The organism is Vibrio sp. YT-17 (genome assembly GCF_033337375.1).
GTDB classification, from domain to species: Bacteria; Pseudomonadota; Gammaproteobacteria; order Enterobacterales; family Vibrionaceae; genus Vibrio; species Vibrio alginolyticus.
Genome location: NZ_JAWOQP010000013.1, coordinates 150202 through 163472 on the forward strand (window position 1 = coordinate 150202; position 13271 = coordinate 163472).

The following is a 13271-nucleotide window of genomic DNA, read 5'->3' on the forward strand; positions in this document are numbered from 1 at the left end:
CGAATCGAGTTGAGATTCTTTGGTATTTTACTGCTCCAAAATAACATCAAATCCGCCATAAATGAGACGCTTTCCATCAAAGGGCATTGGGTTATTGTCTGGACTCATTCGAGGATCAGCCATGATCCGCTGCCACCCTGAGTCCCGAACTTCTTTTGAAGGCCAGACTACCCACGAAAACACAACGGTTTCGTTGCTTTCAGCGTTAACTGCCATGGGAAATGATGTGATCTCACCATCTGGTACTTCACTCCCCCACGTCTCAACAACCTTTAAGGCCCCAAACTCCCTGAACATTTCTGCTGCTATTTTTGCGTGTGCGATATACTTTTCTTTATTCGCTGTCGGCACTGCAGCGACAAACCCATCAATGTATGACATAAGTAAACTCCTTTCATTGGAGTTATAACCATAGCTCAATAAAAAGAATGCACATGATGCCAAACCATAGAAGCAGGTACGTAATACAGCTTGAGAGCTACATACCTAGCTTGGACTTTATATGCATATTTGAAAGGTATGTGTTTGGATCAAGCTTGGTTAGCATATTTATAATCTCCAAAACACTCGAATACTCAATACGTTCCTCTTCAGCATGCCCGATCCCACCTATTGTAAAGTGAGTAAAGCGGTAATCACGATAAACGTTTTGCAGCTGGCTAGAAATATCTTTGAGTAATCTTTTACTGAGGGTGAATGCAGGGTATTCACTACTTTCTGAAAGCTCGGCTGTAGATCCAATAGATACAATATTGCATTTATCGTTAAGTGAACCTAAAGCGTTAAGTTCATTGACTAGATTAAGAAACCCAATCGGGCCAACATTCATAAACTCAATCAGTTCGTTTGTTGTCAATTCTGAAGACTCTCCCCACATGGACGCCAAATAAACTATGATGTCAAACTCTGCACCTTTGAAGCACGTGTAATCTGGTTTTTTATCGGGATCAACGTCAATACAAACAGAAACTACTCCATCCTCAACTAGCTTTGATCTAGAAATCGTATAAATTTCTGTACCCTGTAAGTTCGTAGCCAAGAACCTTCCTAGCCCCTTACTACCTCCAACAATTAAAATCTGCATAACCCCGTTCCTTCGTTAAGGTTGTCTTTCATATTATCCGCCAAACTGTGCATTAGGCATCACTTTAACGTTTCTGTTGTTTGCTTCTAGCCCTACTTAGTTCTATCTTCAATTTCATCGAATGGTTCAACTGAAATACGCTCTGCAATTTCACTCATCTTCTTCATTTTTTCTGGGTTACTAGTTCCCCAAAACCGCTCCCAGTCTTCACGTGTTCGCCACTTGGCAATAGTTAAAACCTTTTCCGGTACATCGTAAGCACGAAGCATAAAACTACCAAGCGCCCCATCTACTGACTGATGAATTGAATCTGTCGTCGAACGCCATATATTTTGAAACTCATCCATTTTTTCACTTGGCACACGCCATTCATACACAACTCTAAACATAACACTTCCATTAAAATTTCTAGATTTAATACGGCAAAGTATTAAGAACACTAAGCCAGGTGAATAGCTGAATAAAGCAACATAGTAGAGCGTAGAGCAACTTGAAAAGCAAAGTGTAAACGCTCTAAATCACTCCGATTCTATTAGTCATGCACACATTCAAAGATTTCGTATTGACGTTTAACATTGGCAGTTACTTTTCCCCAATGCGAGGCTTGAACTCTTTCCTGATGTTGCTTAAAAGAGGCTTTGTCGACGAACTCTTCATAGACATCAAAACGAAAAGGATTAGTCGAGCTTTGAGTCACAAGAAAAGTAAGGCAGCCCGGCTCTTCTAACGTGAGCCTTTTGTGAGTTATTAACGCATGTTTTACTAATTCTAAATCCTTTTCCGGAACTAAAATAAAGCCTTTCAATGTTACTTTCGACATATCATCCTCTCGCCCCTGTTAAGAAGTAGCCAACACGCCCTCAATCTCAACCATCATATCGCAAATGTGAATCTCACCATGAATTAAAATGCCACGTGTTAGGAATCTATTTCTAATGCCCTATCGACTTACGAGCATAAGGTTATCTCTACCCTTTCTTTGCCTTTACCGATGTTCTTGCGTTTTAATTGAATTTGGCCGACTTCTGATGTGCGCTTTAAATGAGTGCCACCGCAAGGTACTTGCGCAAACCCATCCACTCTCCAATACCTTCTTTCACTCTCTTGATCGGAAAAGTCACTAATAATAACTGAATCAGAGTTAATCAAATCTTGCACATCAGTTTCAATTTCTTTCAATAACGGACCAATATTTTCAGACCACTCGAAATCTATGCGACTCTTATTTTCAGAAATATGCGCGCCTATCTTAACAATGCCTTCCCGACGCTGATAAAACATCTCGAGCACCACTTCAGCCGCAAAGTGTAGCTTCATTAAGGCGTATCTACGCTTCCAATCAATACTCGTAGTTACAATGTCACCAAGAGTAAAATTTGGAGAGGATTCCAATGTGTAAATAAGTCGAACACCTAACTTTTGAGCAATCAAAACCGGAATACCATTAATCGTTCCTTTATCACTCTCTTGGCCTCCAGACTCTGCAAAGAAGATAGTCTGGTCCAATTCAACCTTATTTCCGTCTACATTGGTCACTCTTGAGTTAAGTTCTGTTTGGTAGGGATTAACCCAAAATAATTTCTCGCTCATGCTGCTATCCTTGCAGTAAGTCCTATCCTTGATAGTACATTCAGTGACCACCAAGTCAATTCAAGAAACCTCGCCGTCAAGTGTAAGGCTGTGTATTGAATGCGAGCAGGCTAGATCTATTGGATGCTTTTAAGGCCGGGTACTAAACGCTGTCTAGGGGTTTAGCTAACAACCCGTAAATTGCGGAATCTGAGACTACTCCATTCACTTCCCAACGCTGCCTTAGGAAACCTTCCTTTATAAAACCTAACCGTTCCAAGACTTTACCTGAAGAAGTATTGTCTGGATCTATCTCAGCCTCGATTCGACGTAGATTCAGTGTTTTGAATGCGTGTTCGATTAATGCAGTTCCCGCCTCTAATACAATGCCTTTACCCCAGAAATGACGACTAACGCCAAAGCCAATTTCTGCGCGCCTAGACTCTTTCACGTGATTAAACAGCATTATCTTACCCAGAAGTTGGCCATTGCTCTTTAGGAAGATGCCTAGTGTCACTTCTGTATTGCTATTCATGGCCTGTGTACTCTTGGCTATAAATGTCCGCGCTTCTTCAATTGAAACCCAAGGGCCAGAGTTCCAATATTTCATGACCTCATGGTCTGAGAAGATGTCAAACAATTCGCTTGCATCATCTTCAACTAGCTCTCTTAGAATTAATCGTTCCGTTTCAATCTTTGTTACTAACATTTTGGAGCCAGCCTTTTGGTTTGTTATTGGTGACGAAAATACAATAAAAGTGTGAGACACGTAATACAAATGATTTCGTATGAGACTTTTAAACAAGCTCAACGCACGGTAAAAGCGCCACGTGTCACGATTCTATATTGAAGCAAATTTTAGACATTCAAGTGCGTCAACAAGTAACCGCTGAACGCATCAAAGCTTGGAGTGAGTTGATCATAAGTCCTAAACTCAGGCTTAAAATAGTCCATATACTTTATTATCGCTTAGTGACGATTTCCTTCAGTACTCTGGCTGGGTTGCCACCAACAACGACATTGTCTCCAAAACTCTTTGTAACGACTGCGCCAGAGGCTACCACCACGTTGTTCCCAAGTGTTACGCCAGGGTTGATTACGGCATGGCCACCTATCCAACAATTGTCACCAATGTTTATGGGCTTTGCTAGCTCTAAACCACTGTTCCTCTCGATAGGATCTAAGGGATGAGTCGCAGTATAAATTCCAACTTGAGGCCCGAGTAAACAGTTATCACCAAACTTAACTTCCGCAACATCCAAAATCACACAACCAAAATTAGCGTAAAAATTATCTCCAACGTGAATGTTGGATCCGTAGTCGCAATTGAAAGAAGATTCAACATGAATATCGTCACCTGTTGTGCCGAACAAGCGCTTAGTTATTTGAACTCGCTTTTGTTTATGCTCAACAGACGTGGCATTCAATTTTTCAGTTAGTAACCTAGCGCTCAACCTTAACTTTAATAACTCTTCATCACTTGGGTCATAAAGCTCACCTGCTAACATTTTCTCTTTTTCTGACATAAAACTTGGACTCCAATACCAATTTTCTTACAACGCTACATTAAGTATGTGAGTAACGCTACCTCCTAAGCGAGGCTGTTCCACCACGAAAACAAAGCCCGACTTGAACCCTAGTCCTCAGCGCTATCAATTTAGTGCACTACCACCACCGTTCTCACTAACTTATCACCGAGACGTTGCCTCTTTTTACCAAGAATGAAAATTGAGTCAATAAAACCGAAGAATGGAGTAATAACATTTCGAAAGAGCGACTGAAAAATATTGCACTTTTTACCCGTTCTTGCACTTATAACTGCAATGCCCAAAAGTTTTTTACCCACACTTTGACCATTTGGTAAACAATCAGAAAAAAGGTAATACGATACAGTCGCAGTTACTGCTGTAGCGCGCACAAGCTCTTTTTCAATACCGATTTCTAAGCCGACCCATAAAACGAGAGTAAAAATGCTAAAACTGACAAAAAGATCAATCATTTGTCCAACACACCTAACTCCCGAACTAGCCAAAACGTAATGTTCTAGAGTAAATTTTCCTGCATTTTTCATTTTAAAATTTGGACTAACAATTGTTTATTTGTGAACTAACGCTATTGAGACAGTAACATCCCCACTAAACCTAATCCATACTTCCGCAGAGTACGGTCGAACCTGATTTTTCTATCTTTTCAATATATTACCACGCTCGTTCTAAAGGCTAGATTGGTAATATTTCAACATCTCTTCTTGATTAAGCGCTTTACTTTCTAACTTTTGTTGATCTTTAAAGACTTGAGCTAATGAAGGGAGAATTGAGCGATTTACTTTATAGTCATCAGACCAAAGTTTCCCTCTCATCACCGCTTTCGCACAATGAAAGTACATACTCTCGATGACTATTTTGATAACAACCTTAGGATCTTTACTTCCATCGGGGCAAGCAGATATCAAGTTGGCGTCGGTGTGAATACTTGCGATTCCTTTAATACGGAGCACTTCATCAATACCATTTACCATCAATAACAACCCTACCTTGGGGTTACTAATGATATTTTTTAGACTATCGATACGATTGTTCCCCGAGCTATCAGGGAGCAACAATGTTGATTCATCTAAAACTTTTACGAAGCCAGGCTCCCCTCCTTTAGGAGAAAGATCGATATACCCTTGTGAATCAGCGGTACTTAGAACTGCAAAATGGCAGTTATTAATTAATGTAATCGCATGAACATCCAGCACAGGCAGAGCTTTATTTTTAGCTCTCGCACTTGGCTCTGCGTAAATTTCTTTTAACTGCTCTATTGTTTTAATTTCACTCATTCAATGTTATTCCTTCACTATCGTATAATGCTTTGCTTGTAAGCAAGCAGTAACTCTGACTTCTTGTATAGGCACTAGACCTAACTCATCGTAAAAATACTACGAGTACAAGTTGTCTCTTTAATGCCTTGTTATCTGAAGATTTAAAGTTTTTCACTAAACTCCCCACACTGCTTACACTTATAACCATGCTTGTAAAAAAACAGTGGAAAACCCAGTAAAATAAAAACTAAGAAAGCTGGGCGTTTACCTTTTGTAAATGCAAATAGATCTTTACTACCACATTTAGGGCAAACGTCTTTTTCTTCATCAACGTCAACTTCATTTCCCAATGATTCTGAGAAATCGCTACTAAGTATTTGTTTCGCATCTTCTGCATCACTTTCGGCCACCATCAGACGGACGCCGCCTATTGCATTTGAATAAAGCCACTGAGTATTTACCGTGTGCTCGTCAGCGATGTAACTTTCTATTCCGACACTATCTAGGCTTGCTCTCGCAATATGAGCTTCATGAGGAAAAGAAAACCTTGCTACTACAATCACATATTGCTCCTTGTGGGAAAGCGCTCCCGTAAGGTATAAGAAACGCTAATTGGAAATGCTATGTATGGTACGCTAGCCTGAGTAGTTTGTTGTACCTAATCACCCAACCACAGCTATTGAAGCTACATCGACATCAAAATCATATGAAAAAATAACGGCAAACAAACAGCCACATGAGCCATGTCGGTGCTTGATACATTTTTCAACTTTATCACGAGCACGACCATAACCCACACTGTAGCGGACGCTAAGCCTAGATAATTATCTAAGTCATTGTAATAATCATACTTATCAAGGAAAGATAGAAAGTTACTCTCTTTAGTTTCCACCGCCTTTCTAAGCACCTCATTTGCAATTGAGCAATAGTATTTCGAGAAACTCAGGAAAGTGAACTGAACGAGTGTTGCTACTATTAAAAATATCTTCATATTTACATCACCGCATAATGCCCCGCTAAGAGATGAGTAATTCAATACAGAAACCACTAAAAATCATCTTAATCACTCAACGTATTGCGCCGTAAAAATACCACACGTTGCGAATCAACTTTGAGCAGTTTGTTATAACTCTGATTTCGCATTAATGTATAGCTTATGAACATCGTCTGAATTAGAAAAGTCTATACAGTAGGCCAATTTGATCACGTTACCATTTTTTGATTTGTAAATAACCATATCATATTTTTCCAATAGCTCGCTAACCCCAAAGAATGACTCCAAAGGAAGCTCGGAAAACTCTCTGTAGCCTTGCATCGCCGTTATCGCATCTTTCGCAACAGCTGATCCTTTGTAATTAGTCGCAATTCAAGATGAGAGAGCGAAGTTTTTAAACAGTTGCTCATCACTTTGAATACTTAGTGGATTCGCGGCCATTCCTACACTACAAAGAGCAATACTTATGCTGGTTACTAGTACTCTACATTCCATAAATTAAGCCTTTTGCTTCCTAAGAGTTGCAGCACATTATTAAAGAGTGAGTATCACAATACAAAACTGCCCCACATCACTTAAATCAACTCATAGTGAAAATGCCATGTGTAACCACTCTTGTTGTGAACCAATTATTAGCCCAATACAGACTAATATATATACCCTAACCAATCTATATGACCAACAGCCCAAGTTTTACCGCTGATAGGTTTAACATATAAATCATCTAGTTGTTCTACAGCAACACCGTAATTTTTATGTTCGTGAACTCGCAACCAAGAACTTAGAGAGTTAAGGCGCTGATAACCATTAGCCACATAAAAACGCTCCAAATCGGAGACTAAAATGATGAAGTCGACATCTTTAGTTGAGGCATAATCGCTGAGTTGAGACAACATTGTTGTTCCAATACCTTGCCTTTGAGCTGTGCTCTCGACACAAAAGTCACTCACACCTAATACTTTATAAATTTCATCACCAACGCGAACAACTCTGTAGTCTAATCCCATGTAACCAACTAACTGATCGCCTTCGTAATTCAGAACTCTCATATGCGGGAGTTGCTTATAGTAAGAGCGAGTAACTTGATGTTCAGGAAACGACTTGTTTCTAAGAGCTTCAATTGCATTATGCTGCGCTTTAGATAACTCGATTTCTGGGTAAATATCCATATTTGACCTTTGAGTATTAATGACCTTTTGGAGTTGAGCAACGCAATACAAAAGCCGCCGCATACCGATTTAATCACTGAGCTCAACGCCCAGTTAATGCCACGAGTTGAGAATCAATATTAGACAGTTTGTTAGTTTACATTTCGCACGAATCACGCGATTTAATTAAATTGAACATTTCATGCGATACATTATGATCTAACTGTGCACTCAATTGGGAACTGGCCATGCATACATTAACAGCCAATGATGCCAAACAAAATTTCGGCGAACTACTTCTAAGCGCACAACGCGAGCCAGTAAAAATCAGCAAAAACAGTAAAGATACTCTGCTATCAGGGTTTCAGATGCTAGCTGATAATCCAGATTTAGGAAGAAGTTGTGACGAGATGTACCCAAATGGCTTTTATTTCCCGATAGGAAAACACACAGCTTATTTCACCAAAGAAGATAACTTTATCTTAGTTGTTGCTGTATTAGGTTAATCACAGCTACCCCAGAATCATCTGAAATAACACGATTTTCACCTTAGAAGCATAATTAGGGTGAGAGTTTATCCATGTAAACTAACGCCCTGTTAAGGTGTGAGCAACGCAATACCTAAGCTTCCGCATACCACCTTAACCACTAAAACCAACGCATAGTGAAAATGCCACGCGTTGCGAATCACTCTTAAACAGTTTGTTAGCATGTTGTTTCCGCTACAAACTCATTCACTTGAGAGCGTGTTGTGAAACGTACTTTAGAACCGTGAAAATCTCTGAACAATTGCTGATGGAACTGTCGTGAACTTTTGGATTCGCGAACCGAGTATTCAGAAGCCCATTTTAATAATTCACGAAAATTCTTCTCCGCCTGTTCCTCATTAAGTTGCTTCGAGCTCTCCGAACCACGAGCATAAAGAGAACTTTTACATTCAGACCATTCCAAATCCAAAAACAACAGCATGTCAGCAGAAAAAATAAGCTGTTCGGCTAAAGCACCAAATACTCCCTCAACTACCCAGTTGCATTGAGACTTTATACTAGCAATTTCATTTTCGATTGCTCCGGTGGAGCGTTTTTGATTATAGCCACCTGGCTCCCATACAATCGAGTCCAAGTTAACTTCTTGCAACTGAAGTTTTCGGGATAACTGGGTCGACAACCAACTCTTGCCTGAGCCAGAATTACCGATGATGAGAATTTTCTTCATATTACTCCCGCATGCTAACGCCCTGTTAAGGTGTGAGCAACGCAATCCCGATGCCGCTGCATACCACCTTAAACACTAAAACCAACGCATAGTAAAAATGCCACGCGTTGCGAATCACTCTTAAACAGTTTGTTATGCCGATCCTACCAACTACCACATAACTGACTCTCGCAAGGAGTACCATCATTGTCGCCATCTATTTTGACATTTGGACAATTTGATAAATAAAACTTTGCTTCATCACAAGACGCCATTTCGCTACAGTAAGTCTTGCCTTGACAACTGAACCCCATATTTTCATATGCAGGGTTTAACTTAGGCTCTATATAAAACAGATAGAAGGCTGCGCCTATTAGACCGACGATAACTGCTGATAATACAACTGAAAAAGAATTGCTTTTCTGTGGTTTGACACCGACTAACTGAGCACTTTCCGCACTTAACTTAGGCTGAGTACTTGCCAGTTGAAACTCTACTTGGTCCCCTATTCGGGGGCGTCGGTATCCTTTTTTGAACTTGGATACATGAACAAAAATGTCACCATCCAGTTCATTGGAATTTATGAACCCAAAACCGCGCTCATCAACCCAGCGAACAATTTCCCCTTTCATGTCCTCTCCCGTTTTTCATATAGCGGCATAACGCCCTGCTAAGGGGTGAACAACGCAATACCAAAGCCGCTGCATACCACCTTAATCACTGAAATCAACGCATAGTAAAAATGCCACGCGTTGTGAATCCCTCTTGAGCAGTTTGTTAGTTTGCAGGCCCAAAGGATTGATTTTACTTTATTTTAAACTTTGCGAACAACAAGCTTTATGTGCTTTGATGCATTTAAGTCAGGCGTAGTCTCAAAGCGGCTAGTCAATGAAACCACATGAACTTACCACACCAGAGAAAACGTCATTTCAGCGAGAAAATCGGCTTTTGTACCAACAAACTCAACGAACAGAGTTTCAACAAAAAAGTTCGACTCAGTGAACCAAAAAGTCGCCGAACCAAAGAACAAATCAACCGTTGAAACGATGCCAATTTTGGATTTCCACCACGCTAGTTAACACTGAAATTGAACGCCGATACGACAATTTAGACTTTGAGCTTTTACCACTAGAGCTTGCGATATAGTTGCGTTTTTCCTCTTGCAAACTAACGCCCTGTTAAGGGGTGAGCGACGCAATACCGATGCCCCCGCATACCACCTTAACCACTAAAACCAACGCATAGTAAAAATGCCACGCGTTGCGAATCCCTCTTGAACAGTTTGTTAGTTTGCATTTCACACAAATCGCACGATTTAATTAAATTGAACATTTCATGCGATGCATTATAATCTAACTGTACACTCAATTGGGAACTGACCATGCATACATTAACAGCCAATGATGCCAAACGAAATTTCGGCGAACTACTTCTGAGCGCACAACGCGAGCCAGTAAAAATCAGCAAAAACAGTAAAGATACTGTCGTTGTCATGTCCATTCGTGACTTTGAAGAGCTAGAAGCTATGAAAGTTGAGTACCTCAAACACTGCTTTAAGTCAGCTAAAGAAGACTTGAACAATGGAAACACTGTTGATGGCGAAAGCTTTCTGAACTCGCTGTAACTAACTTATGCAAAAGAACAAATACAAGCTAAGTAACTTAGCGCAATCTCACTTGCGCAAAGTAAAAAACTACACTGTTGAAAACTTTTCTGAATTACAGTGGCGTAACTACAAAGATACTCTGCTATCAGGGTTTCAGATGCTAGCTGATAATCCAGGCTTAGGAAGAAGTTGTGACGAGATATACCCAAATGGCTTTTATTTCCCGATTGGAAAACACACAGCTTATTTCACCAAAGAACATGACTTTATCTTAGTCGTTGCTGTCTTGGGTCAATCACAGCTACCCCAGAATCATCTGAAATAACACGACTTTCACCCTAGAAATAATAACTGGGGTGAGAGTTTATCCATGCAAACTAACGCCGCGTTAAGTGGTGAACAACGCCAACCACCAAACCTAAACCATTCTACCGTAAACACTAAATTCAACTTAAGCTAAGGTCGCCAAGCGTTGTGAATCCGCCTTAAACGCTTTGTTATGCCTAGGTGCTTATTTTTCCTGTTAATTGCCACTCGATGTATTTTTCCAAATCAGGTGCAACCCAAAACCGGCTATCATCCTCATGATTCCATACAAAAACATCATCTCGTCTGATTTGTTCTGCCTGAATAGGAAATGCAAACTGATCACCATTGCCTGCATCGGCAAAAAATAGCAAGGAATCAAACGGCATATATAGTTGATTGTAGTTTGGGCTTTGGCGGAACTGAAGATTTGTATGAACAATTTTATCCAATGGCCATACCAATCCTAAATCGTACTCTCCATAGATTCCATTTGCTTCTTGAAGTCATTCCTGCAATTGGCGCGGGAACGAAACATTGAGTAATTTTTCAGCATTATCGATATCTAACTTCCTCGCAGGACTTTCAAACCTACTATTGTTTTCTAGTGTACTAACTAGATGCTTCCACATAATTACTCCTTGATAAGGCATAACGCCTTGCTAAGGTGTGAGTAACGCAATACAAAAGCTACCGCACGGCGCCTTAATCACCCTAAGCCACCGCAAAGTAAAAATGCCACGCGTTACGAATCACTCTTAAGCAATTTGTTAGGCTCTGTGGTCAATACTGCCTCTTGTTGTGGGCTAGTATGCTCAGAGTCAGCTGAAACATAGATTTGATACGCTCCAATAGCAAAACCACCAATACCGACTAGAAGACCAATAATAGAAATTACGGAGTTTCGTTTTTTCTCTCCTCTAGCTTGATCTGTATATTCTTGAAGTTGGGAAACAAGTAACTCTATCATATGTTGATGTTCTGGAGCTTCTTGCCTTATTCGTTCTAATGGTAGCTTTAATTCTGGTGGTATTCCCTCAAATGGTTCATCTGACTTAAGCTTGTTTGCCCACTCCTCAAGTAAGGCTAAGGATTTACTATCTTCTGTAACTCCGTTTACAACCTCTTGCTTTATTAGGTTATTTAAACTTCGCTTTAAGGAGTTGGGAGACAGCAAAGAGTAACATGATTCGATTACTTTGATATGTTCCCAGGTTGGCACACCATTTTTAAGTGCATTAGCAATGTCTTCTTTTAGCTTACGATCATTCTTAGACTTAATTACATCCACCAAAACAGTCAAAATCTGCCAAAGTGCAAAGAGCAGAGCAATCACTAAACTAACTGAGGCACCAATTAGCGTAATTATACTTTCGTTCATTATTTTCCTCTAAAGAGCCTAACGCTGCATTAAGGTGTGAGCGGCGCTTGGCTATACTTGAGCGAAGCGAAACCGCCAAGCGTTGCGAATCACTCTTAAATGCTTTGTTGGGCGATTTTTTCTTCGATGCTAAGGGCTATTCTTAACAACTGTTCGTTGAACTCTTTGCTGTCGATTGAATAATGCGCTCTCCTATGGCACGTAGGACATAGAGCGATAACATTTTCCGGGCAGTCAGCACCACCGTCAGCAAGCCTAGTTAAATGATGGACTTCTAGATAAGGTCCTGCCTTAGTTTCAAAGGGTGACCCGATTCTGCAACCTTCACAAACCCCATTTGCGCGCTTTTTGGCATATAACTTTATAGCCTCACTGCGATAACGGACATGAGCAACTTGTTCTTTAACGTCCACATCATTCGGGGTCACAGCCGTAGCAATATCGCGCAACTGCTTAAGTGATTTGCTTTTAGTCGGTTTGGTTAAGTAAGGAGCCTTGCCATTTTCCACTCCCGGAAGCCTTGGTTGCGGAAGTACGTCCAAGTGAAAAATGAAAGCATCTCGAAGCTGACCATTTTTGTCAGGTCGCTGCTCGATGTGGTGTTCAATGTAACTACATACTCCGGCAAAACGCACAAAGCCTTTGGTCGTCGACTCAAACAACAAGATTTCTTTTTTGTTTTGCTGGTGCTCGAAGATTGCCAAATTACCTTTGGCCATCTGCATATCACCTACTTGACCTTCGCCTGTATACCTAAACGTACCATCAGGACCAAAACCATCGGAATAGCCGAACTCTTCACCAGCATCACTGGTAAATATAAATACATAAGAATGATTAGCTGGCGTAGCGATACCACCATACTGTTGCCCTTTGTATACGCCGTGAATATCAGAGCGACGGTTATAGATTTTACCAACTTCGAACAATGAACTCTCCTAATCGCCTAACGCCTTGTTAAGGTGTGAGGCACGCAATACCTAAGCTTCCGCATACCACCTTAACCACTAGAACTAACGCATAGTAAAAATGCCACGCGTGCCGAATCACTCTTGAACAATTTGTTATGTAGCCGACTTTCAGGTTAGTGCTTTCTGTCCAATTTGGATCTTGGGCTCAATACCAGCTTTGCGATACAAAGCTAGAGCTGATTCATTGAAAGAATATACTTCTAACCACAGCTCTT

General features: G+C 40.5%; 17 protein-coding genes and 4 pseudogenes. 4 read left to right on the forward strand and 17 right to left on the reverse strand.

The window, feature by feature from the left end:
- Positions 1-27: 27 nt before the first annotated feature.
- The 11 genes from R7F67_RS14310 to R7F67_RS14360 form a co-directional block, all read right to left on the reverse strand.
- Positions 28-381 (reverse strand): DUF1428 domain-containing protein, encoded by a 354-nt coding sequence (locus tag R7F67_RS14310; protein WP_005377096.1) that lies wholly within the window; start codon positions 379-381, stop codon positions 28-30.
- 97 nt (positions 382-478) lie between these two features.
- Positions 479-1084 carry a hypothetical protein gene (locus tag R7F67_RS14315; RefSeq protein ID WP_318057242.1) on the reverse strand — a complete coding sequence of 202 codons (606 nt, stop codon included), beginning with the start codon at positions 1082-1084 and terminating at the stop codon, positions 479-481.
- Positions 1085-1176: 92 nt separating this feature from the next.
- Positions 1177-1473, reverse strand: coding sequence for an antibiotic biosynthesis monooxygenase family protein (locus R7F67_RS14320; RefSeq protein ID WP_005377084.1), 297 nt, complete (start codon positions 1471-1473; stop codon positions 1177-1179).
- A 143-nt stretch (positions 1474-1616) separates the two neighbouring features.
- Positions 1617-1904, reverse strand: a complete 288-nt coding sequence (locus R7F67_RS14325; RefSeq protein ID WP_005377083.1) for a putative quinol monooxygenase — start codon at positions 1902-1904, stop codon at positions 1617-1619.
- A gap of 128 nt (positions 1905-2032) precedes the next feature.
- Complete coding sequence (locus R7F67_RS14330; RefSeq protein ID WP_031781320.1) at positions 2033-2674, reverse strand: alanine--tRNA ligase-related protein; 642 nt, start codon at positions 2672-2674, stop codon at positions 2033-2035.
- Between the two features lie 142 nt (positions 2675-2816).
- The gene (locus R7F67_RS14335) at positions 2817-3362 is read right to left on the reverse strand and encodes a GNAT family N-acetyltransferase (RefSeq protein ID WP_053304370.1); all 546 of its coding nucleotides are present in this window, start codon (positions 3360-3362) and stop codon (positions 2817-2819) included.
- Between the two features lie 253 nt (positions 3363-3615).
- Positions 3616-4179, reverse strand: coding sequence for a sugar O-acetyltransferase (locus tag R7F67_RS14340; RefSeq protein ID WP_005389307.1), 564 nt, complete (start codon positions 4177-4179; stop codon positions 3616-3618).
- Between the two features lie 131 nt (positions 4180-4310).
- The gene (locus R7F67_RS14345) at positions 4311-4724 is read right to left on the reverse strand and encodes an RDD family protein (RefSeq protein WP_318057243.1); all 414 of its coding nucleotides are present in this window, start codon (positions 4722-4724) and stop codon (positions 4311-4313) included.
- A 141-nt stretch (positions 4725-4865) separates the two neighbouring features.
- Positions 4866-5474, reverse strand: coding sequence for a pyridoxamine 5'-phosphate oxidase family protein (locus R7F67_RS14350; RefSeq protein WP_149192529.1), 609 nt, complete (start codon positions 5472-5474; stop codon positions 4866-4868).
- A 143-nt stretch (positions 5475-5617) separates the two neighbouring features.
- Entirely contained in the window at positions 5618-6019 is a 402-nt protein-coding gene (locus R7F67_RS14355; protein ID WP_005377076.1) for a DUF2007 domain-containing protein, read from the reverse strand.
- A gap of 1078 nt (positions 6020-7097) precedes the next feature.
- A complete protein-coding gene (locus tag R7F67_RS14360) occupies positions 7098-7619 on the reverse strand; it encodes a GNAT family N-acetyltransferase (RefSeq protein ID WP_017634591.1) in 522 nt (173 codons plus the stop codon).
- A gap of 227 nt (positions 7620-7846) precedes the next feature.
- On the opposite strand from R7F67_RS14360, the pseudogene R7F67_RS14365 reads away from it, so the two are divergent.
- Positions 7847-7954, forward strand: a pseudogene (locus tag R7F67_RS14365) (type II toxin-antitoxin system Phd/YefM family antitoxin); the annotation flags it as partial.
- A pseudogene (locus tag R7F67_RS14370) lies at positions 7940-8104 on the forward strand (type II toxin-antitoxin system RelE/ParE family toxin); the annotation flags it as partial. The pseudogenes R7F67_RS14365 and R7F67_RS14370, both read left to right, overlap by 15 nt.
- A 199-nt stretch (positions 8105-8303) precedes the next feature.
- Here R7F67_RS14370 and R7F67_RS14375 read toward each other — a convergent pair.
- Together R7F67_RS14375 and R7F67_RS14380 are read right to left on the reverse strand one after the other, a co-directional pair.
- Positions 8304-8813, reverse strand: a complete 510-nt coding sequence (locus tag R7F67_RS14375) for an ATPase AAA (protein ID WP_046876170.1) — start codon at positions 8811-8813, stop codon at positions 8304-8306.
- Between the two features lie 143 nt (positions 8814-8956).
- A complete protein-coding gene (locus R7F67_RS14380; RefSeq protein ID WP_029804521.1) occupies positions 8957-9424 on the reverse strand; it encodes a cold shock domain-containing protein in 468 nt (155 codons plus the stop codon).
- A 749-nt stretch (positions 9425-10173) separates the two neighbouring features.
- Here R7F67_RS14380 and R7F67_RS14385 point away from each other — a divergent pair.
- Entirely contained in the window at positions 10174-10416 is a 243-nt protein-coding gene (locus R7F67_RS14385; protein ID WP_005442033.1) for a type II toxin-antitoxin system Phd/YefM family antitoxin, read from the forward strand.
- A gap of 7 nt (positions 10417-10423) precedes the next feature.
- Positions 10424-10723, forward strand: a complete 300-nt coding sequence (locus R7F67_RS14390) for a type II toxin-antitoxin system RelE/ParE family toxin (protein WP_033006605.1) — start codon at positions 10424-10426, stop codon at positions 10721-10723.
- Positions 10724-10901: 178 nt separating this feature from the next.
- Here the strand turns inward: R7F67_RS14390 and R7F67_RS14395 are convergent.
- The 4 genes and pseudogenes from R7F67_RS14395 to R7F67_RS14410 all read right to left on the reverse strand — a co-directional run.
- Positions 10902-11198: pseudogene (locus R7F67_RS14395) on the reverse strand (SMI1/KNR4 family protein); the annotation flags it as partial.
- 251 nt (positions 11199-11449) lie between these two features.
- On the reverse strand, positions 11450-12085 hold the full coding sequence (locus R7F67_RS14400; RefSeq protein WP_053304459.1) for a hypothetical protein: 636 nt from the start codon (positions 12083-12085) through the stop codon (positions 11450-11452).
- Between the two features lie 95 nt (positions 12086-12180).
- Positions 12181-13014 carry an HNH endonuclease signature motif containing protein gene (locus tag R7F67_RS14405; RefSeq protein WP_054577369.1) on the reverse strand — a complete coding sequence of 278 codons (834 nt, stop codon included), beginning with the start codon at positions 13012-13014 and terminating at the stop codon, positions 12181-12183.
- Between the two features lie 150 nt (positions 13015-13164).
- A pseudogene (locus R7F67_RS14410) lies at positions 13165-13271 on the reverse strand (GNAT family N-acetyltransferase); the annotation flags it as partial.